The 19,821-nt window shown below is 74.3% G+C and carries 16 protein-coding genes; 2 read left to right on the top strand and 14 right to left on the bottom strand.

Annotated elements, in window-relative coordinates; genetic code table 11:
• Window positions 1-15: 15 nt before the first annotated feature.
• Window positions 16-1,374 carry a S1C family serine protease gene (locus AC24HA_RS06700; RefSeq protein WP_425708222.1) on the bottom strand — a complete coding sequence of 453 codons (1,359 nt, stop codon included), beginning with the start codon at window positions 1,372-1,374 and terminating at the stop codon, window positions 16-18.
• A 907-nt stretch (window positions 1,375-2,281) separates the two neighbouring features.
• On the opposite strand from AC24HA_RS06700, the gene AC24HA_RS06695 reads away from it, so the two are divergent.
• Entirely contained in the window at window positions 2,282-2,914 is a 633-nt protein-coding gene (locus AC24HA_RS06695) for an O-methyltransferase (protein ID WP_425708223.1), read from the top strand.
• A gap of 37 nt (window positions 2,915-2,951) precedes the next feature.
• Here the strand turns inward: AC24HA_RS06695 and AC24HA_RS06690 are convergent, their stop codons facing one another.
• The 7 genes from AC24HA_RS06690 to AC24HA_RS06660 form a co-directional block, all read right to left on the bottom strand.
• A complete protein-coding gene (locus AC24HA_RS06690) occupies window positions 2,952-4,556 on the bottom strand; it encodes a leucyl aminopeptidase family protein (RefSeq protein WP_425708224.1) in 1,605 nt (534 codons plus the stop codon).
• 66 nt (window positions 4,557-4,622) lie between these two features.
• Window positions 4,623-4,790: a DUF3117 domain-containing protein gene (locus tag AC24HA_RS06685; RefSeq protein WP_425708225.1), complete on the bottom strand. Its 168-nt coding sequence runs from the start codon at window positions 4,788-4,790 to the stop codon at window positions 4,623-4,625.
• Window positions 4,791-4,953: 163 nt separating this feature from the next.
• Window positions 4,954-6,435, bottom strand: coding sequence for an aspartate ammonia-lyase (aspA, locus tag AC24HA_RS06680; RefSeq protein ID WP_425708226.1), 1,482 nt, complete (start codon window positions 6,433-6,435; stop codon window positions 4,954-4,956).
• 77 nt (window positions 6,436-6,512) lie between these two features.
• Window positions 6,513-7,328, bottom strand: coding sequence for an LOG family protein (locus tag AC24HA_RS06675; protein ID WP_425708227.1), 816 nt, complete (start codon window positions 7,326-7,328; stop codon window positions 6,513-6,515).
• Window positions 7,329-7,378: 50 nt separating this feature from the next.
• Window positions 7,379-8,548 carry a succinyl-diaminopimelate desuccinylase gene (gene dapE, locus AC24HA_RS06670; protein ID WP_425708228.1) on the bottom strand — a complete coding sequence of 390 codons (1,170 nt, stop codon included), beginning with the start codon at window positions 8,546-8,548 and terminating at the stop codon, window positions 7,379-7,381.
• 53 nt (window positions 8,549-8,601) lie between these two features.
• Window positions 8,602-9,177, bottom strand: coding sequence for a hypothetical protein (locus tag AC24HA_RS06665; RefSeq protein ID WP_425708229.1), 576 nt, complete (start codon window positions 9,175-9,177; stop codon window positions 8,602-8,604).
• Window positions 9,174-10,712: an NAD(P)H-quinone dehydrogenase gene (locus AC24HA_RS06660; RefSeq protein WP_425708230.1), complete on the bottom strand. Its 1,539-nt coding sequence runs from the start codon at window positions 10,710-10,712 to the stop codon at window positions 9,174-9,176. Before AC24HA_RS06660 ends, AC24HA_RS06665 begins: the two co-directional genes overlap by 4 nt.
• 226 nt (window positions 10,713-10,938) lie before the next feature.
• Between AC24HA_RS06660 and AC24HA_RS06655 the strand changes: the two genes are divergently transcribed.
• Window positions 10,939-12,636 carry a phospho-sugar mutase gene (locus AC24HA_RS06655; RefSeq protein WP_487563619.1) on the top strand — a complete coding sequence of 566 codons (1,698 nt, stop codon included), beginning with the start codon at window positions 10,939-10,941 and terminating at the stop codon, window positions 12,634-12,636.
• Window positions 12,637-12,678: 42 nt separating this feature from the next.
• On the opposite strand, the gene AC24HA_RS06650 is transcribed toward AC24HA_RS06655, so the two are convergent.
• The 6 genes from AC24HA_RS06650 to AC24HA_RS06625 all read right to left on the bottom strand — a co-directional run bounded on the left by AC24HA_RS06650 (window position 12,679) and on the right by AC24HA_RS06625 (window position 19,784).
• Complete coding sequence (locus AC24HA_RS06650) at window positions 12,679-13,575, bottom strand: hypothetical protein (RefSeq protein WP_425708232.1); 897 nt, start codon at window positions 13,573-13,575, stop codon at window positions 12,679-12,681.
• Between the two features lie 38 nt (window positions 13,576-13,613).
• Window positions 13,614-14,900 carry a thymidine phosphorylase gene (locus AC24HA_RS06645; RefSeq protein WP_425708233.1) on the bottom strand — a complete coding sequence of 429 codons (1,287 nt, stop codon included), beginning with the start codon at window positions 14,898-14,900 and terminating at the stop codon, window positions 13,614-13,616.
• A complete protein-coding gene (locus tag AC24HA_RS06640) occupies window positions 14,897-15,277 on the bottom strand; it encodes a cytidine deaminase (protein WP_487563618.1) in 381 nt (126 codons plus the stop codon). The genes AC24HA_RS06645 and AC24HA_RS06640 overlap by 4 nt, the downstream gene beginning before the upstream one ends.
• 177 nt (window positions 15,278-15,454) lie before the next feature.
• Window positions 15,455-16,765 (bottom strand): ABC transporter permease, encoded by a 1,311-nt coding sequence (locus tag AC24HA_RS06635; RefSeq protein WP_425708235.1) that lies wholly within the window; start codon window positions 16,763-16,765, stop codon window positions 15,455-15,457.
• The gene (locus AC24HA_RS06630; RefSeq protein ID WP_425708236.1) at window positions 16,762-18,219 is read right to left on the bottom strand and encodes an ABC transporter permease; all 1,458 of its coding nucleotides are present in this window, start codon (window positions 18,217-18,219) and stop codon (window positions 16,762-16,764) included. The genes AC24HA_RS06635 and AC24HA_RS06630 overlap by 4 nt, the downstream gene beginning before the upstream one ends.
• On the bottom strand, window positions 18,216-19,784 hold the full coding sequence (locus tag AC24HA_RS06625; RefSeq protein ID WP_425708237.1) for an ABC transporter ATP-binding protein: 1,569 nt from the start codon (window positions 19,782-19,784) through the stop codon (window positions 18,216-18,218). The genes AC24HA_RS06630 and AC24HA_RS06625 overlap by 4 nt, the downstream gene beginning before the upstream one ends.
• Between the last annotated feature and the right edge of the window lie 37 nt (window positions 19,785-19,821).

Here is a 19,821-nt window from a genome sequence, read left to right as displayed (position 1 = left end):
CCTAGGCGGGGGGCATCACACCTCCTCCTCGACCTCCGCGAGGGTGACCTCGACCTCCTCCTCGTTGCCGTCGCGCTCGATCGTCAGCGTGAGGGTGTCGCCTCCCTGGTGCGACCGGACGAACACGATGACCTCCGACGGCTCCGTGACGGGGGTGCCGTCGACGGCGGTGATGATGTCGCCGGGCTCGATCCCGGCCTCGTCGCCGGGGCCGTCGGGCACGATGCCGTTCTCGTCCTCGACCACGCGCACGCCCTCGCCGAAGTAGCTGGGGTCGAGGCTGATGCCGATCTGGGCGAAGGAGGCGGTCCCGTCCTCGATGAGCTGTCCTACCGTGATCTCCACCTGGTTGGACGGGATGGCGAAGCCGAGCCCGATGCTGCCGGGAGTTCCACCGCCCTCGCCCGACGTCGCGTAGATCACCGAGTTGATGCCGACGACCTCGCCGTCGTAGTTGAGCAGCGGCCCGCCCGAGTTGCCGGGATTGATCGCCGCGTCGGTCTGGAGCGCGTTGATGTAGCTCTCGTCGCCCGGCGCCCCGGCGGTCACGGGCCGGTTCCGGGCCGAGATGATCCCGGCGGTGACCGTGCCGGTGAGGCCGAGCGGGGCTCCGACGGCGATGACGAGGTCACCGACGACGACCTCGTCGGAGTCGGCGAGCGCGAGGGGCGTGAGGTCCTCGCGCGGCACCTGGAGGACCGCGAGGTCGTACCCCGGCGAGCGGCCGACGAGCTCGGCCTCCTCCTGGGTCCCGTCGTGGAAGGTCACGGTGAGCCGGCCGTCGATGCCGGGCTCGACCACGTGGTTGTTCGTGACGATGAGGCCGTCCTCGGAGTAGATCATCCCCGTGCCGGTGCCGCCGACCTGGCCGCTGCGGGCCTCGATGTAGACGGTCGAGGCGAGCGCGATGTCGGAGATCTGCGCGACCGAGGCGTCCGGGCGGTCGACCCCGACCGCTCCGCTCTCGGACTCCGCGGAGTCGCTGGTCTCCCCCTCCTCGTCGGCGGCGTCGGTGGACCCCTCCGGGAACAGCCAGCGGCCCCCGACGGCGCCGAGCACGAGCCCGGCCAGGAGCGCGACGACCGTGAGCAGGGCGACGATCGGTACGGCGACCCCCGTGCGGCGCGTGCGTCCCGGCCCGGAGCCGTCGCCGCCCGCGGCGGCGCTCCGGTCGGCGCCCGGGCCGTGGCCCCCGGAGCCGAACCCGCCCGGCCCCGAGCCGGCGCCGGGCCCACCTGCTCCGAACGTGCCCGAACCGCCGCCGAAACCCTGCCCGGTCCCTGCGCCCGGGCCGGGGGCGGCGCCGTGGTCGGATGACCCGGCGGGTGCGGAGAAGCCGTGACCCGGCCGGTACGCGGCGTCGTGGCCGCCCATGGAGGATCCACCGCCCGACGGGCCACCTCCGGACGCGGCCGAGGACGACGCGGCGCCGTGGGCACCGGCGCCGGAAGTGGCCGAGGGAGCGGGAGCGCCCGGACCGGAGGCGCCGCCCGGTCCGTAACGGCCCGCAGCACCGGCGCCGGCCGCCCCCTGGCTCGGGGCGGTCGGGTCGGCGCCGCCGGGACCGGGACCCTGCGGACGAGGACCCGCAGCCCCGTGACCTCCCTGGGGACCACCGGCCACGGGTGCGGCGCCGGTCCGGGCCGCGCCCGCGCCACCGACGGGAGCGGGGGCCCCCGGAGTCGTCTCCGACGCGCCGTCGAGGGGGCGCGTCGCTCCGGTCGTCGAACCGCTCGACGGAGCCTCGCCGCCCGCGCCCACGTACTGCGGGCCGGTGCCCGTCGGACGGGCGGACGGCATCGGTTGCCGCGCCCCCGTGGGCATCCACTGTCCGTCACCCTGGGGCTCGCCCCGGGCCTCGGCCCGCTCGCGCGGCGCGCCGATGGGTCGGGCCGGGTTCGCCGGGCGCTGGTCCGGCGCGCCGGGCCCGCCCTGCGGGCCTGACTGGGCGTGCCGGCCGGCCGGCTCGTCGTCGTGCTCTGCGGGCGGGGCGAACCGCGAGTACGGGCCCCCCTGCGTCGGGTCCGCAGGACCCTGGCGTCCGTCCGGGTGCCGCTCGTCGTCACGCGCACCCGGCCCGGCGGGGAACTGTCTCTCGTCGGCCATGTGACCCTCCTTCTGTCGGGCATACGGTATCGCCGCGCGGTGCTGGTCGTGGCACGGGCGCGGTGGAGCGGTCCCCCGCGGCAGCCGGTGCGCGGCCCGCCTCCCGGCGTGCGGCGGCCCGGCGCATACGATCGGGGGCAGTCGGGCACGCCGTGCCGTGTGGAGGGAGCATCGAATGTCGGTCGACAAGGCGCAGTCGTGGGCCTACGCGGAGGAGTTCGTCCCCGAGGAGGACGTCATCGCCGGGGCCCGGGCACGCTCCGAGGAGCTCGGCGTCACGCCCGTCTCCCCGGGCACCGGTGCGGTGCTGCGCCTCCTGGCCGCGACCGTCCAGGCCAGGGTGGTCGCCGAGATCGGCACCGGCACCGGCGTCTCCGGCCTCTGGCTGCTGTCCGGCATGCCCGCCGACGGCGTCCTCACCACGATCGACGTCGAGGGCGAGTACCAGCGCTCGGCCCGCGAGTCCTTCCTCGCGCTCGGCGTCCGTCCGGCCCGCACGCGCCTCATCTCGGGCCGGGCGCTCGACGTGGTGCCGCGCCTCGCGGACGGCGCCTACGACCTCGTGCACGTCGACGGCGACCCGGCCGAGGCTCCGGAGGCGGTCGAGCAGTCGATCCGCCTGCTGCGCCCGGGCGGCGTCCTCGTCGTCTCCGGCGCGCTGTCCGGGGACCGCGTGGCCGACCCAGCCCGGCGGGACGACACGACCGTCACGGCGCGCGAGCTCGTCCGCTCCCTGCGGGAGGACGAGCGGCTCCTGCCGACGCTGCTCACCGCGGGTACCGGCGTGGTGGCCGCCGTCCGCATCTGATCCTCCGTCCGCGATACCGCCCCTCACCGGCGCCCGGTCAGTCCTCCGGCGTCGAGTCCCGGCCGAGCTCGGCGAGCCACCGGACGATGAGCGCGGCACCGACGCCGGTGGGTGCCCCCTTGGGCAGCCGCGTGCCGCCGGTCGAGCGCCCGGTCCCGGCGATGTCCAGGTGCGCCCAGCGCCGGCCCTCGGTGAACCGGCGCAGGAACAGGGCGGCGAAGATCGTGCCGCCCACGGCGTGCACGTCGGCGCGCGGCGTCTGCCGGAGGTCGGCGAGGTCGGAGTCCAGCGCCGCCTCGGAGTCCGCGGGCATCGGCAGGCGCCAGAGTCGCTCGCCGGCCGCCTCGCCGGCGGCGGACAGGTCCGCGGCCAGCTCGTCGTCCGTGGCGACCATCGCCGTCGTCGACGTGCCGAGCGCGATGCGAGCGGCACCGGTGAGGGTCGCGACGTCGAGGATCACGTCCGGGTCGGCGACCTCGATCGCGTGGGTGAGGCCGTCGGCGAGGACGAGCCGCCCCTCGGCGTCGGTGTTGGCCACCTCGACGGTGCGCCCCGACAGGGTGCGCACGACGTCCCCGGGACGGTAGGAGCCGCCGCCGAAGGAGTTCTCCGCGAGCGGGAGGACAGCGGTCACGGCGTGCGGGAGGCCGAGACGCGCCGCCGCGAGGACGGCGGACAGCACGGCGGCCGAGCCCGCCATGTCGGTGGTCATCGTCAGCATGCCGTCGGTCGGCTTCTTCGACAGGCCGCCGGTGTCGAACGTGATGCCCTTGCCGACCAGGGCGACCCGTGAGCGCACCGGACCCGACGGCATCCAGGTCACGGTGACCAGCCGCGGAGGTGTGGGCGAGCCGGCGCCGACGGCGAGGATCGCCCCTGCCCCGCGCTCGGCGAGCGCCCGCTCGTCCTGGACGTCGACGCTCACGCGTGCGCGGACCGCGGGCTCGAGACCCTCGACGAGGTGGCGCGCGGCGGCCGCGAGCCACGCGGGGTTCTTCAGTGTCGACCGGGTCGCGGTCAGCGCACGCGCCCGGTGGGTGGCGGTGACGGCCTCGCGGGCCAGCGCGGTGCCGTCGGGGTTCGGGCCGCCGGGCACGATCAGCTCGACGCCGGAGACCGGGGCCTTCGTGGAGTCGTCGCGCGCAGCGGTCGGCAGCCGGTACGCGTCGAGCCACAGGCCGGCCGCGAACGCCGCGGCGCTCTCGCCCGGCGCGGACGCGCCCGGGTCCTCCGCGACGACGACGGCGGCGGTGGTGCCGGCGAGCGCGCGGCCGGCGGCCAGCCCGGCGGCGCGCAGGTCCGACGCCCGTCCGGCGCCGGCGCGGACCAGGTGCAGCACGGGGGGCAGGCCGGCCCAGGGGACGTCGACGCCGTCGAGCACGCGCGGGAGGCGCACCGTGCGCACGGCACCCGCTGCCCCACCGCCCCCGGCCTCGGACTCCGCGTCGACGTCGACGCCGTAGCGCTCGCCGACGGCGCGGGCCCGCGGGCCGGGGCCGTCGGTCCCGAGGAGGAGGACGACCGCTCCGGGGGCCGGTTCGCCGCCGAGCGCCTCCTCCCACGGACGGTCGGTCACGCTCAGCTCCGGCAGGCGGACGTCCGGAAGGTCGACCTGCGGGCCGGTGGTCTCGGTGGTGCGCACGGCGGTCCTCCGTTCACGCCGACGGCCGGCCGCTGGGCGGCCGGCCGTCGGCAGGTGGTGCGTCGGTCAGGAGGCGACGGCGGAGAGCGCCTCGCTCAGCTCGCCGGCCTCGGTCGCGTTGAGCTCGACGACCAGGCGGCCACCACCCTCGAGCGGGACGCGCATGACGATCCCGCGGCCCTCCTTCGTCACCTCGAGCGGCCCGTCCCCGGTCCTCGGCTTCATCGCTGCCATTGCCGCACCTCTCGTTCTCCTGCATCATCGGGCCCGCCGCGAGACGGGGGCCTGCCCCGTACCGACCGCGCGGGCACCATGGCCTCGTACATTCTAGGTCAAGACGCGCCGGAGGTAGCAGGGTGCTGTATGGTCCGGCCTCCCCGCTGACCTGCCACGCCGGTCAGTGCGCAGCCATCTCGCCGTCCGGCGTCGAGCCGTCGGGGCGCGGGTAGGTGTCCGGGTCCTCGTCGGGGAAGATCTCGCCCTGGTACTCGGGGTGCATGAGGTTGCGCCTGGAGAGCAGCTCGTCGACCCGCGCCTCGTCCAGCAGGCCCATCTCGAGCACGACCTCCTTCACCGACCGGCCGGAGCGGGCCGCCTCCTTGCCCACGAGGTCACCGTTGTGGTGGCCGATGACGGGATTGAGGTAGGTGACGATCCCGATGGAGCCCAGGACGTCCGCGAGACCGACCTCGGGGTTCGCCGTGATCCCCACGACGCACTTCTCGCGAAGTCCCTTCGAGGCGTTGCGCAGCAGGTCGACGGACTCGAAGAGCACCTGGGCGATGACCGGCTCCATGACGTTGAGCTGGAGCTGGCCGGCCTCTGACGCCATCGTCACGGTGACGTCGTTGCCGATGATGTTGAAGCACACCTGGTTGACGACCTCGGGCATGACCGGGTTGACCTTGGCGGGCATGATCGACGACCCGGCCTGCAGCTCGGGCAGGTTGATCTCGTTGAACCCGGCGCGCGGGCCGGACGACAGCAGCCTCAGGTCGTTGCAGATCTTCCCGAGCTTGACGGCCACGCGCTTGAGCCCGGCGTGCATGGAGACGTAGGCACCGGTGTCCGACGTCGCCTCGATGAGGTTCTCCGCGGGCTCGACGGGCAGCCCGGAGACCTCGGCGAGCTTGGCGACGGCGAGCTCGGAGTAGCCGGTCGGGGTGTTGAGCCGCGTGCCGATCGCGGTGGCCCCGAGGTTGACCTCGAGGAGCAGCTCGGCGAGCCGGGACAGGTGGCGGACCTCCTCGTGCAGCAGCACGGCGAAGGCGGTGAACTCCTGGCCCAGGGTCATCGGCACGGCGTCCTGGAGCTGGGTGCGCCCCATCTTCAGGACGTCCGCGAACTCCTCCCCCTTGGCCCCGAACGCGTCCGCGAGGCGGGCGATCTCCGCCCGCAGCTCGTGCACCACCGAGTACACGGCGAGGCGGAAGCCCGTGGGGTAGGCGTCGTTCGTGGACTGGCTCTTGTTGACGTGGTCGTTGGGGTTGACGACGTCGTACCGGCCCTTCGGCAGCCCGAGCGTCTCGAGGGCGAGGTTGGCGACGACCTCGTTGGTGTTCATGTTGACCGACGTGCCGGCGCCGCCCTGGAAGACGTCGATCGGGAACTGGTCCAGGCACCGTCCGCCGACGAGGATCTCGTCGCAGCCCGCCGCGATCGCCCGCGCGATCCGCGGCTCGATCGTGCGCAGCTCGCCGTTGGCGAGCGCGGACGCCTTCTTGACCTGCACCATCGCCCGCACCATCGCGGGAAAGTCGCTGATCCTCGACGAGCTGATCCGGAAGTTGTCGATCGCCCGTTGCGTGTGGATCCCGTAGTACGCGTCCGCGGGCACCTCGACCGCGCCCAGCAGGTCCTCCTCGGTCCTGGTCGTCATCCGCGCTGCTCCTCGCCCTCGGGTGGTCATGGGTGGTCCGACCTCGGGACCGTCGGACCAGTGTCCCGGATCGCCGGCTACTCGGGCCGACCGGCGCCCTCCTCCTCGGCGGCCTGCTGGGCCCGCTTCTCGTCGGCGAGCCGGTGCACCCGGGACAGGACGGCGTCGACGGCCTCCTCGGCGGTGTCCACGACCGGCACGAGCTCGACGTCGTACTCCGAGATGGTGCCCCGCTCGAGCATGGTGTCGGTGAGCCAGTCGACGAGGCCGGACCAGAACGCGGTGCCGACCAGGACGATCGGGAAGCTCGTCACCTTCTGCGTCTGCACGAGCGTGAGCGCCTCGAAGAGCTCGTCCATCGTGCCGAACCCGCCCGGCAGGACGACGAAGCCCTGGCTGTACTTGAGGAACATCGTCTTGCGGGCGAAGAAGTAGCGGAAGTTGACGCCGAGGTCGACGTACTCGTTCATGCCCTGCTCGTGCGGCAGCTCGATGCCCAGCCCGACGCTGAGCCCGCCCCCCTCGACCGCGCCGCGGTTGGCGGCCGCCATGATGCCGGGGCCGCCGCCGGTGATCGTCGCGAAGCCCTCGCCGGCGAGCAGCCGGCCGACCTCGCGCGCGATCTCGTACTCGGGCGACTCCTCGCCCAGCCGTGCGGAGCCGAACACGGAGATCGCCGGGCCCAGGTCGGCGAGCGCCCCGAAGCCCTCGACGAACTCGGACTGGATGCGCATGACCCGCCACGGGTCCTGGTGGACGAAGGAGGCGTCCTGGTCGGGCGCGAGGAGGCGCGCGTCGGTCGTCTGGTCGGGGATCTGCTGGCGGCGCAGGAGTACTGGCCCCTTCCGGTACGTGTCGTCGGTCCGACGCTGTGGCCCTCGTTCGGCGCTCATGGCACCAGTGTGGCGCACCGACCAGGGACGGTGCGCACCCCCGCCACGGGTCAGGCTCCCCGCCCCGCGGCGGCGAGATCGAGGTCGGGGGCGAGCCACGCGCCGAGCGCCCGGGCGCAGTCGCGCACCTGGTCCGTCGGGCACCGCTCGTCGTCGGCGTGGGCCAGCATCGGGTCGCCGGGACCGAAGTTGAGCGCGGGGATGCCGAGCTCGGCGAACCGGGCGACGTCGGTCCAGCCGTACTTCGGTCCGACGCTGCCGCCGGTCGCGCCGGTCAGCTCGGCCACGGCGGCGGCCAGCACGGGGTCGTCGAGCCCGGGCCGGGCCCCGCCGGCCGCGTCGGTGACGACGACCTCGGCGTCGATGCCGGCGAGCACGGCGCGCACGTGCTCGACCGCCTCGTCGACCGATCGCGACGGCGCGAAGCGGTAGTTGACGCTCACCGTGCAGGCGTCGGGGATCATGTTGGTCGCGATCCCGCCGGTGATGCCGACGGCGTTGAGGCCCTCACGGTAGACCAGGCCGTCGACGGCGACCTCCGCCGGCTCGTAGTCCGCGAGGCGCTCGAGGACCTCCCCGGCCGCGTGCACGGCGTTGTGGCCGCGCCAGGCCCGCGCGGAGTGCGCGGTGACGCCCCGGGTGGTGACGTCGACGCGGAGCGTGCCGTTGCAGCCGCCCTCGACGCCGCCGGCCGTGGGCTCCCCGAGGACCGCGACGTCCCCCGCGACCCACTCCGGGTGCTCCCGCACGACGCGCCCGAGGCCGTTGCGGTCGGCGTCGACCTCCTCGTTGTCGTAGAAGACCCAGGTGACGTCGTGCTGCGGCCCGGTCAGGCGGGCCGCCAGCCAGAGCGCCACCGTGACCCCGCCCTTCATGTCGACGGTGCCGCGCCCGACCAGCACCTGGGCGCCGTCCTCCTCGACGAGCTCGGTGGGCAGGTTGTCCGCGAGCGGGACCGTGTCGATGTGGCCGGCGACGACGATCCGGGAGGCACGGCCGAGGTGCGTCCGTGCGACGACCGTGTCGCCGTCGCGCAGGACCTCGAGGTGCGGCTGGGCGCGCAGGGCGCTCTCGATCGCGTCCGCGAGCGGCGCCTCGGCCCCCGAGACGGACGGGACGTCGCACACCGCCCGGAACAGGTCGACGACGTCGCTGCTCGCGAGGTCGGGAAGCTGCGTGGCGTTCGTGGGGGGCAGGCCGGTACTGGCGGGGTCGCTCACCGAGCCAGGGTAGCCGGACCGCCGGCGCACCCGCGCGGAGTCTCCCCCGCGGGTCACACCGACTGCGTGACCGCGGGCGCCTCCGTCAACCACTCCTCGAGCTCGTCGGCCGGGAGACGCTCCACGTCGGAGTCCGGGTCGTAGTGGGCGACCCCGACGCCGTCGGGGAGCTCGACGAGCACCTCGAGCGCGTCCTCGTCGTCGTCGAACCGGTCGCTGCTCCCCCAGGACGCCAGCACGAGCACGGGAGCCTCGGGCGCGCCCCAGGCGCACTCGACCCCCGAACCGTTGGCACCCAGCATCCGGTAGCCGCTGCCGTCGGCGAGAACCGCCTCGTCGAGGCCCGCCCGCTCGGCGACCTCGCCCTCGGCGCCGAAGACGTAGGTGCACAGGGCCTCGTGCACGTCGACCTCGTCGGTCCCGGGCCCGGCCGGCCCGAACTCGACCGAGCCGTCGTCCGCGAGATAGCCCTCCGACCGCAGCAGCTCCTCCGCCTCGGCCCGCTCGTCGTTCCCGGACGGCGCGTCCGACGACCCGGACGGCGCGTCGGTCGGGCCGGAGGGCGTGGGCGAGCAGGCAGCCAGGCCCGCCACGCAGACCGCCGCCGCGAGCCACCGTCGCGGCGTCATGACTCGGACCCGGCGACGTGGAGGGTGCGCGCCGCCTCCGTGATCGACCCGGACAGCGAGGGGTAGATCGTGAACGCGTTGGCGACCTGGTCCACCGTGAGCCGGTGGGTGACCGCGAGCGTGATCGGCAGGATGAGCTCGCTGGCGCGGGGGGCGACGACGACGCCGCCGAGCACCGTGCCCGTGGCCCGGTCGGAGATCATCTTGACGAACCCGTCGGCGATGCCGAGCATCTTCGCCCGCGGGTTGCGGGCCAGCGGCAGCATCGAGATCGCCCCGTCGACGCTTCCCGAGGCGCAGTCCTCGGCCGTCGCGCCGATCGTCGCGATCTCGGGCGCCGTGAAGATGTTGGCGGACACGATGGACAGGTCCAGCGGCTGGACGGCGTCGCCGAGGGCGTGCCACATGGCAATCCGGCCCTGCATGGCGGCCACGGAGGCCAGCGGGAGCACGCCGGTGCAGTCGCCGGCCGCGTAGACGCGGAACGCGCGGGTGCGCGAGACCCGGTCGACGACGACGTGCCCGGAACCGGTCCGCTCGACACCGGCCTCCTCGAGCCCGATCCCGTCCGTCGCGGGGACCCCGCCGACGGCGACGAGGCAGTGCGAGCCCTCGACCACCCGGCCGTCGGTGAGCTCGACCTCGACGCCGTCCCCGACCCGGCGCACGGCCGCGGCCCTCGAGCGGGACAGGACGGTCATCCCGCGTCGCCGGAACACGTCCTCGATGAGCCCGGCCGCGTCGGCGTCCTCACCGGGCAGCACCCGGTGGCGGGAGGAGACGAGCGTGACCCGGGCGCCGAGCGAGTTGTAGGCGCTCGCGAACTCCGCGCCGGTGACGCCGGAGCCGACGACGACCAGGTGCTCGGGCAGCTCGTCGAGCGCGTACATCTGCGCCCAGGTGAGGATCCGCTCGCCGTCCGGCTCGGCGGTCGGCAGGACCCGTGGGGTCGCGCCGGTGGCGACGAGGACCATCTCGGCCTCGAGCTCGCGGACGGTGCCGTCGGCCAGGGTCGCGGTGACGCGACGCGTGCCGCCGGCGGACAGGACGCCGCCGAGGGCCCCGGTGCCGTCGACGATCTCGACGCCCTCGCGTACGAGCCGGCCGCGGATGTCGTCCGACTGGCGGGCGGCGAGCTCGCGCACCCGCGCGTTGACGACCCCCAGATCGGCGTACAGGTCACCGATGCCGCTCTCGGGCACCTCGTCGGAGCGGATGCCGAGCTCGTGGGCGGAGTCCGTGACGGTGAGCCACTCGGCGGTGGCGATGAGGGTCTTCGACGGCACGACGTCGGTCAGCACGGCGGACCCGCCCGGGCCGTGGCGCTCGATCAGCGTGACGCGGGCACCGAGCTGGGCCGCGACCAGCGCCCCCTCGTAGCCGCCCGGCCCGCCCCCGAGGATGACGACGCGGGACCCGCCTCGGACCTCCGAGGGGCCCGGACGTTCGGTGCCGGCGTGCGGCGTGGTGCTCGGGCCGGTGGTCGGTGCGGGGGCGGCCCCTGCGGTCGGCGGTGCGCTGGTCGTCTGGCTCACGGCGCCCATGCTCCCAGAGTCCGCGTAGCCGGAGCGCCGCACGGGGGGCCGGGTCGTCCGCATGCCGGGTCGCCTGCCCGCCGGTCCGCCCGCGCCGCACGGGCGGCCGGGAGACCGGGAGACCGGGCCCGCCGCGTCGCGGGCCCGCCCCGGCGCGCAGTAGGTTCGGGGGATGACCGATGCGCAGGACAGCGAGACCGCACCGATCGTCGTGGGGCCGGACGTCATGGGCCGGGCCCGCGACTGGGCCGACCAGGACCCGGACCCGGACACCCGGGCCGAGCTCACCGGGCTCATCGCGCTCGCGGGGACCGACCGCGACGCGGCGACGGACCTCGCGAGCCGGTTCGACGGACCCCTCGAGTTCGGCACCGCCGGGCTCCGGGGCGAGATCGGCGCCGGCGAGAGCCGCATGAACCGCGCCACCGTGACGCGGGCGACTGCGGGACTCGTGGCCGTCCTGCGCGAGCACGTCGGCGACGGCCCGGTCGTGGTCGTCGGCCACGACGCACGGCACGGCTCGCACGAGTTCGCTCGCGACGCGGCGGAGATCGTCTCCGGAGCCGGCGGTCGGGCGCTCCTCCTGCCCCGTCCCCTGCCGACCCCGGTGCTCGCATTCGCGGTGCGGCACCTGGACGCGGACGCCGGGATCATGGTGACGGCCTCCCACAACCCGCCGGCCGACAACGGGTACAAGGTCTACCTCGGTGGCCGCACCGTGCCGGCCGAGGAGCGCGGCGCACAGATCGTCGCGCCCTGGGACGCACGGATCGCCGAGGCGATCGCCGCCGTAGGCGACCTGCGCGAGCTGCCCCGCGGGCAGCGCGAGGGGCTCGGCGAGGAGATCGTCGACGCCTACCTCGACCGGGTCGCCACGCTCGCTCCCGGCGGCGCCGCCGAGGGGCTGACGATCGTCCACACGTCCATGCACGGCGTCGGCGCCGAGGTGGCGCGGGCGGCGCTGGCGCGCATCGGTGCGAGCGACCTGAGCGAGGTCGCCGAGCAGCGGGACCCGGACCCCGACTTCCCCACCGTGTCGTTCCCCAACCCCGAGGAGCCGGGCGCCCTCGACCTCGCGCTCGCCGCGGCCCGCCGCGTCGGGGCCGACCTCGTCATCGCCAACGACCCCGACGCCGACCGCTGCTCGGCCGCCGTCCCCGCGCCGCACGCCGCGGGCGGCTGGCGCCAGCTCACGGGCGACGAGATCGGCGCGCTCCTCGGCACACAGGCCGCGCGAGCGGCGTCGGACGCCCGCGACGGGCACTCTCCGGCGGCCGCCGGGCAGCGGCCGGTCCTCGCGAGCTCGGTGGTCTCCTCGCGGCTGCTCGGCAAGGTCGCTGCCGCGCACGGGCTCGACCATGCGGTCACCCTCACCGGCTTCAAGTGGATCGCGCGCGCGCCGCGGATCGTGTTCGGCTACGAGGAGGCGATCGGCTACTGCGTCGACCCCGAGGGCGTGAAGGACAAGGACGGGATCTCCGCCGCGGTCCGGCTCGCCGCGCTGGCCGGCACCGCGCGGCGGGAGGGTCGCACGCTGCAGGACCTGCTCGACGACCTCGCGCTGGAGCACGGTGTGCACGTCACCGCCCCGCTCACGGTGCGGGTCACCGACCTGTCCCTCATCTCCCGGGCGATGACACAGGTCCGCGAGCAGCCGCCGACGGACCTGGCCGGCTCCCCCGTCGTCGTCTCGCTCGACCTCGTTCACGGGTCCCGGGACCTGCCGCCGACCGACGGCGTGGTGTGGGAGACGGAGGTCGGCGACCGGGTCGTCGTACGTCCCTCCGGCACCGAGCCGAAGCTCAAGTGCTACCTCGAGGTCGTCGTCGGGGTCGGCCAGGCCGGCCTGGCGGCCGCCCGTGAGGCGGCCGACCTCCGGATGGCCGCGCTGCGCGAGGACGTCGCCGCCGCGATCGGGATCTGATCGTCCCTCCGCCCGCACGCCCGAGGGGGACCTGATCCTCCCTCAGCGCGTGGCGGGCACGGGAAGCAGCGCCCAGGCGACGTGCGACCAGGAACCGAGTGCCTTGAGCGGGACGGACCGGGCGAGCAGGTCCGCCACGGGCACCTGGTGGTCGAGCCCGCGCGAGGGCTCGTAGATCGTCAGCACCGGCGCGCCCGAGTCGTCGACGCCGCGTCCGCTCCCGCGGTCGACGGCAGGCAGGGCGAGCACCACGTGCCGGGGCACCGCGACGCCGAGGCCGCCGCCGAGGTCGCCCGAGGTGTACAGGGGGACGGGCACGCCCGCCAGCGTCGCGGAGTGGACGGCGGCGAGGACCTGCGCCCCGCGCTCGGAGCGGTCGTCGACCGGGGTCCACCGGTAGCGCACACCGGGGAACCGGGCCACGCGGGCCGCCGCCCAGGGCGGCGTGCCCAGCCGGTCGGGCCAGTCGGCGATCGCGAGCGCCCGCCGGGAGGTCCTCCGCTTGACGATCCGCTGGGCGGCGTCGAACCGACGCTCCGGCGAGTTCAGCGTGAGGCCGTCGCCGGCCAGGGCCGCGGTCTCGGCGTCGTCCGGGATCTCGGGCCGCGCACCGGCCGGCCGGGTGCCGTCCGCGATCCAGCGCTCCAGCGCCGGGTCCCCGAGCGCGGCGAGGACGACGAGGGTGGCCGACCCGCACGTGGTCCGGTCCCGCTGGACGGCGTGCGCGCCGCCGATCTCCGCGCGGACCCCGGCGAGCAGCCGCGCGTCGCCGACGCTCGCGGCACGCGTGGTGTCCTCGGTGAGCCCCGCCGCGCGCGCCGGCAGGACCAGCGCGGACAGCCGCCTGGCCAGGGGCGTCGTGCGCACGGGGCGGGCGAACGGGTCGAGCAGCGTGGACAGGGTGACGTGTGCCCACGGGCGGGGCGCCGGCGTCGTCATGCGCCCAGCGTGCCCCGCGGTGGCGTCCGGCGCCAGGGTCACCCCGAGATCCGCGCGAGCACGACCTCGCCGACCGGTGGGGCTGCGTCGCCGACCTCGAGGGCCCCGTCGAGCGCCTCGAGGGCCCGGGCCACCCGCGGCTCGTCGTCGGTGTGCAGCGTGAGGATCGGCTGCCCGGCGGCGACCGGCTCGCCGGGTCGCACGAGGATCTCCACGCCCGCGCCGGACTGCACCGCGTCGCCCTGCCGGGCCCGGCCGGCCCCGAGCCGCCAGGCGGCCACCCCGACGCCGTAGGCGTCGAGCCGCGTGAGCACCCCCGCGCGCTCGGCGACGACGTCCTGGGTGTGGCGCGCCGTCGGGAGCGCGGCGTCCGGGTCCCCGTCCTGGCCGGCGATCATCCGCCGCCACACGTCCATCGCGCGGCCGTCGTCGAGCGCGGCGGCGGGGTCGGCGTCGGCCTTGCCGGCGGCGTCGAGCATCTCGCGGGCGAGCGCGAGGGTGAGCTCGCGGACGTCGGCCGGTCCCCCGCCGGACAGGACCTCGACGGACTCGCGGACCTCGAGGGCGTTGCCGACGGTGCGACCCAGCGGGACGCTCATGTCCGTGAGCAGGGCGGTCGTGGCGACGCCGGCGCGCTCGCCGAGCTCGACCATCGTGGTGGCGAGCTCGCGGGCGCGGTCCTGGTCCTTCATGAACGCGCCGGAACCGACCTTGACGTCGAGGACGAGCGAGTCGGTCCCCTCGGCGATCTTCTTGCTCATGATCGAGCTGGCGATGAGCGGGATCGCCTCCACCGTGCCGGTCGTGTCGCGCAGCGCGTAGAGCTTCTTGTCGGCGGGGGCCAGGCCGGTTCCGGCGGCGCAGATGACCGCGCCGACCCCGTCGAGCATCCCCATGATCTCGTCGTTCGTCAGGGCCGCGCGCCAGCCGGGGATCGACTCGAGCTTGTCGAGGGTGCCACCGGTGTGCCCGAGGCCACGGCCGGAGAGCTGCGGGACGGCCACGCCGAAGACGGCAACGAGCGGCGCGAGCGGGAGGGTGATCTTGTCGCCGACGCCCCCGGTGGAGTGCTTGTCCGCCGTCGGGCGTCCGAGGGAGGAGAAGTCCATGCGCTCCCCCGACGCGATCATCGCGGCCGTCCACCGGGCCGTCTCGGCGGCGTCCATGCCGCGCAGGTAGACGGCCATGGCGAGGGCCGCCATCTGCTCGTCGGCGACGACGCCGCGCGTGTAGGCGTCGACCACCCAGTCGATCTGGTCCTCGCTCAGGCGTGCGCCGTCGCGCTTGGTGCGGATGACGTCGACGGCGTCGTGGCTCTCGGTCACGTGGGCTCCTCAGGTGCTCGGTCGGCCCGCCAGGCCGCGATCCGGTCGATGTCCTCGCTGCCGAACGCGCCGGGCAGCATCTCCTCGATGGTGGCTCTCCCGCCCGGGACGGCCAGGACCATCCCCGGCGCGGCGTGCTCCGCGAGGAGCTGGCGGCACCGCCCGCAGGGGGTGAGCGGCTCTCCGTCGGCACCGACGCAGGCGAACGCCACCAGGCGGCCGCCCCCGCCGAGCACGAGGTCGGAGACCAGGCCGCACTCGGCGCAGAGGGTGACCCCGTACCCGGCGTTCTCCACGTTGCAGCCCGAGACGTACCGGCCGTCGTCGACGAGCGCGGCCGCGCCGACCGGGAACCGCGAGTAGGGGACGTACGCCATCGAGCACGCGGAGCGGGCGAGCGCCGTCAGGCGCTGCCACACGTCCGGACCGGGCGCGTCCGCGCCGAGCACGTCCGCGTCGCCCGCGTCCGCACCGCCCGTGTCCGGGCCGGCCGTACCCGAGCCGTTCGGATGGGGACGGGACATCGGTCTCCTCCTTCGTCGTCGGGCGGGGCGTCAGTCCTTGATGTAGGGGGTGTTGATCGACGCGGGCGCTCGCGACCGTCCGACGAGCCCCGCGACGGCGACGATCGTCACGGCGTAGGGGAGCATGAGCAGGATCTCCGACGGTACGGGCGAGTTGATCGACGACAGGACGTTGCCGACGTTGCGCGCGAACCCGAACAGCAGGGCGGCCGCCACCGCGCCCACCGGGTTCCACCTGCCGAGGATCATGGCCGCCAGCGCGATGTACCCCTGTCCGGCGGACATGTCCTTGCCGAACGCGAGGCCGGAGCCCACGGTGAGGAACGCCCCGCCCAGCCCGGCGACGGCGCCGCCGAGGACCACCGAGCGCACGCGGGTGCGGACGACGTCGATGCCGACCGTGTCCGCCGCCTTGGGGTGCTCGCCCACCGACCGGAGCCGCAGGCCCCAGCGGGAGCGGAAGAGGTAGATCTGCAGCAGGACGACGCCGGCGAACATGAGGTAGACGAGGATCGACTGGTTGAACAGCACCGGGCCGACGATCGGCAGGTCCGACAGCAACGGGATCGGGAGGTCCGGCAGTCGGAGCCGCTGGTTGAGGTCGGCACCGTCGCCCGAGAGCACGGTCGAGAAGAGGAAGCCCGTCAGGCCGAGGACGAGCACGTTGAGCACGACGCCGACGATGATCTGGTCGACGTGGTACTTCACCGTGAACAGCGCGAGCAGGCCGCCGACGAGCGCGCCGGCGACCGGTGCCGCGAGCATCCCGACGTAGGCCGAGGCCGTCATGGACGCGACGATCGCCGCGAGGAAGGCACCGAACAGCAGCTGCCCCTCGATCGCGATGTTGATGATTCCGGACCGTTCGCACAGGATGCCCGACATCGCGCCGAACACGAGCGGCACCGACAGGGCCAGCCCGCCCGCGATGAGCGACGTGACCGGGATGATCGTCGGCCGTCCGGCCCCCACCCAGGTGAGGAAGGCGACGACGAGCGCGATGACGCTGACCACGTGCAGCCACACCGTGATGTGCCTGCGCGACCAGGCGAGGAACGTGACGGCGCCGAGGATCGCGACGACGAGCAGGCCCAGGATCAGGACGGTGGTGAATCCCGGGAGCTCGGCGTTGGGGACCTGCACGATGTCGCTGCGCAGCGAGAACTGGAAGGTCGTGGCTCCCTCCGGTGTGCGGGGCAGGAACCAGCCGAGCACGATCAGGGCGAGGAGTGCGTGGATGATCGGCCAGCGCCAGCTCCGCGCGGCGAGCTCGGTACGGACCTGCTGCTGGACCGGGCCGGCGCCGGGCGTGGCGAGCGGATCGGCGACGGCGGCGCTCATGAGTCCTCCCGGGTGCTCGTGTTCGTGCTCGTGCTCGTGGTGGTGCTCGAGCCGGTGGTGGCGCCGCCGGTACCGGTGCCACGTCCCGTGCCGACGGCGCCGGCCGGGGCGAGGTCGTCGCCCTCGGTCGTGCTCGACCGCTGGGCCGAGGCCGCGGCCGGCTTCTTCCGCCGCGCGGGGTCGGGCAGCCGGAAGATCCAGCGCACGAGCGGCGGGGCGGCGATGAAGAGCACGATGACGGACTGCAGGACGAGGATGAACTCGATCGGCATGGAGGCGGGCGCTCCCTCCAGCGGCGTCGTGTTGGTCGTCGACATCAGCGTGCCGCCGGACCTGAGCGCGCCGAACAGGAGGCCGGCGAAGAAGGTCCCCCACGGGCGCGACCGGCCCAGCAGGGCGACCGTGATCGCGTCGAACCCGTACGTGCCGGCGACCCCGAGGGAGAGGTACTGCTCGGTGCCGAGCACGGGCGCGGTACCGGCCAGCCCGCACAGAGCGCCGGAGACGGCCATCGCGACGAAGATGGCCTTGGGGACGGAGATCCCGGCCGTGCGCGCGGCCTCCGGGTTCGCCCCGACGGCACGCAGCTCGAAGCCCCAGGTGGACCGCTCGAGGAACCACCAGGTGAACATCGCGGCGAGGATCGCCAGGAGGAATCCGGCGTGGAGGCGGAAGTCGGCCCCGAGGAGCAGCGGGTAGGTGGCGTCGGGGTCGACCCGGAAGGAGGTCTGGCCGTTGGGCCGCTCGCCGCCGAAGACCGTGGTCTTGAGGACGTAGAGGATGAGGAACCCGGCGATCGAGTTGAGCATGATCGTCACGATCACCTCGTTCGCCCCGGTCCTTGCCTTGAGGAGGCCGGCGATCGATGCCCAGGCCGCTCCGCCGAGTGCGCCGCCGAGGACCGCGATCAGCAGGTGCACGAGGAAGGGCAGCTCCCAGCTGAACCCGATGTAGGTCGCCACGATGGCGCCGAGGATGATCTGCCCCTGGCCGCCGATGTTGAACAGGCCAGCCCGGAAGCCGATGGCGAGGCCGAGCCCGGCCAGGATCAGCGGCACCGCGTTGACGAGGGTGTTGGACAGGGGTTGCAGGGCGCCGGTGAGCGTGTCGGCCCGGAAGTCCCAGATGGATCCGCGGAACATGGCCTGGTAGGCGCCGTAGACCGCGTCGATCGACGCGTAGATCGTGTCCCACGGCCGCGCGAAGAAGTAGGTCGACGTCTCGGCCACCCGCGGCGAGGACACGATGACGAGCAGCGAGCCCACGACCAGGGCGACGACGATGGCCAGCAGCGTGACGAGCCAGCCCTTGGTCGAGATGTCACGCACCGTGCCCGGCCAGTCACGGCGCCGTCCGGCCGTGGTGGCTTCCGGCTCGCCGGGGTCGGGCACCGGGGCGGTGGGCGCGGGCGGGTCGCCGGGCGTGCGTCCCGCGGCGTCGTTCGACTCGCTCACGAGGCCTCCTCCTGGTCCGCGGCACCGAGTGTCGTGTGGTGCGTGGCAGCCTGCGCGGCCGCCTCGTCGGCGGGCACGCCCGCCATCATCAGGCCGAGCGTGTCGCGATCGGTGTCGCCCGGCACGACGCCCACCACTCGGCCGCGATACATGACCGCGATGCGGTCGGCGAGGGCGACGACCTCGTCGAGCTCGGTGGAGACGATGAGGACGGGCGTGCCGGCGTCGCGCTCGGCGACGATCCGCTGGTGCATGAACTCGATCGATCCGACGTCGACCCCGCGCGTGGGCTGCGAGGCGACGAAGAGGCGCAGGGACTTCGACATCTCCCGTGCCATGACGACCTTCTGCTGGTTGCCGCCCGACAGGGTGGAGATCGGGTCGTCGACCGACGTCAGCCGCACGTCGAACTCCTCCGTGCGCTCCTGCGCGTTCCGGGCGATCTCGCGGGGCTTCATCGAGGGTCCGGACGCGTACGGCCTGGTGTCGTAGAGATCGAGGATGAAGTTCTCGGCGATGGTGAACGAGGAGATGATGCCGTCCTGCGAGCGGTCCTCGGGGACGAACCCGAGGCCGCTGTGCAGGCGCTGCTTGACGCGCTGCCTGGTGACGTCCTTCCCGCCGAGGGTCAGCCGGCCGCGGACGGGCCTGGTCAGCCCGAGGATCATCTCGGTCAGCTCGGTCTGGCCGTTGCCCTGCACTCCCGCGACGACGAGGATCTCGCCGGTGCGCACGTCGAGGGACACGTCGTCGAGGACGACCCGGTTGCGGTCGTCGAGCACCGTGACGTTCTCGACGGCGAACCCCTCCTCGCCCGGGCTGGCCGGTTCCTTGGCGACCTGCATCTCGACCGGCCGGCCGACCATGAGCGAGGCGAGCTCGGCCTCGGGAGTGCTCGGGTCGACGGTGTCGACGACCTTGCCGCGGTGGAGCACGGTGATCGTGTCGGCGACCGCACGGACCTCGCGCAGCTTGTGGGTGATGAAGACGATCGAGGTGCCGGAGGCCTTGAGCTCCCGCATGATCTCGATGAGCTCGTCGGTCTCCTGCGGCGTGAGCACGGCGGTGGGCTCGTCGAGGATGAGGACCGAGGCCTTGCGGGACAGCGCCTTGACGATCTCGACGCGCTGCTGGGTGCCGACCGGGAGGTCGCCGATGCGCGCGTCCGGGTCGAGGTCGAAACCGAACCTGGCGGAGATCTCGCGGACCGACGCGGCGGCGTCGCGCTTCTTGATCAGGCCGGACGGGCCGGTCGTCTCCTGGCCGAGGATGACCGACTCGGCCACCGTGAACACGGGGACGAGCATGAAGTGCTGGTGGACCATCCCGATACCGGCGGCGACGGCGTCGCCCGGGCCGTCGAGCTCGACGGGCTCGTCGTCGATGAGGATCTGCCCGCCGTCGGGCCGGTAGAGGCCGTACAGGACGTTCATGAGCGTCGACTTGCCGGCGCCGTTCTCGCCCAGGAGGGCGTGGATCTCGCCGGGCTGGACGACGAGGTCGACGGAATCGTTGGCGACGAGCGGTCCGAAGACCTTGGTGATGCCGCGCAGCTCGAGCTTCACGGGACTTGAGCTCCTTCGCTCGGTCGGTTGGTCCGAC

This window comes from Georgenia sp. Z1491, from assembly GCF_057652395.1.
Note: the sequence above shows the minus strand (reverse complement) of the source record. Positions and strands in the feature narration are given on the sequence as shown.

Coding starts and splice junctions, on each gene's coding strand:
- AC24HA_RS06665 (WP_425708229.1), bottom strand. CDS start 9,177: ATGACGCCGCGACGGTGGCTCGCGGCGGCGGTCTGCGTGGCGGGCCTG.
- AC24HA_RS06675 (WP_425708227.1), bottom strand. CDS start 7,328: ATGAGCGCCGAACGAGGGCCACAGCGTCGGACCGACGACACGTACCGG.
- AC24HA_RS06685 (WP_425708225.1), bottom strand. CDS start 4,790: ATGGCAGCGATGAAGCCGAGGACCGGGGACGGGCCGCTCGAGGTGACG.
- AC24HA_RS06640 (WP_487563618.1), bottom strand. CDS start 15,277: ATGGCGTACGTCCCCTACTCGCGGTTCCCGGTCGGCGCGGCCGCGCTC.
- AC24HA_RS06695 (WP_425708223.1), top strand. CDS start 2,282: ATGTCGGTCGACAAGGCGCAGTCGTGGGCCTACGCGGAGGAGTTCGTC.
- AC24HA_RS06650 (WP_425708232.1), bottom strand. CDS start 13,575: ATGACGACGCCGGCGCCCCGCCCGTGGGCACACGTCACCCTGTCCACG.
- AC24HA_RS06635 (WP_425708235.1), bottom strand. CDS start 16,765: ATGAGCGCCGCCGTCGCCGATCCGCTCGCCACGCCCGGCGCCGGCCCG.
- AC24HA_RS06700 (WP_425708222.1), bottom strand. CDS start 1,374: ATGGGCGGCCACGACGCCGCGTACCGGCCGGGTCACGGCTTCTCCGCA.
- aspA (WP_425708226.1), bottom strand. CDS start 6,435: ATGACGACCAGGACCGAGGAGGACCTGCTGGGCGCGGTCGAGGTGCCC.
- AC24HA_RS06655 (WP_487563619.1), top strand. CDS start 10,939: ATGGGCCGGGCCCGCGACTGGGCCGACCAGGACCCGGACCCGGACACC.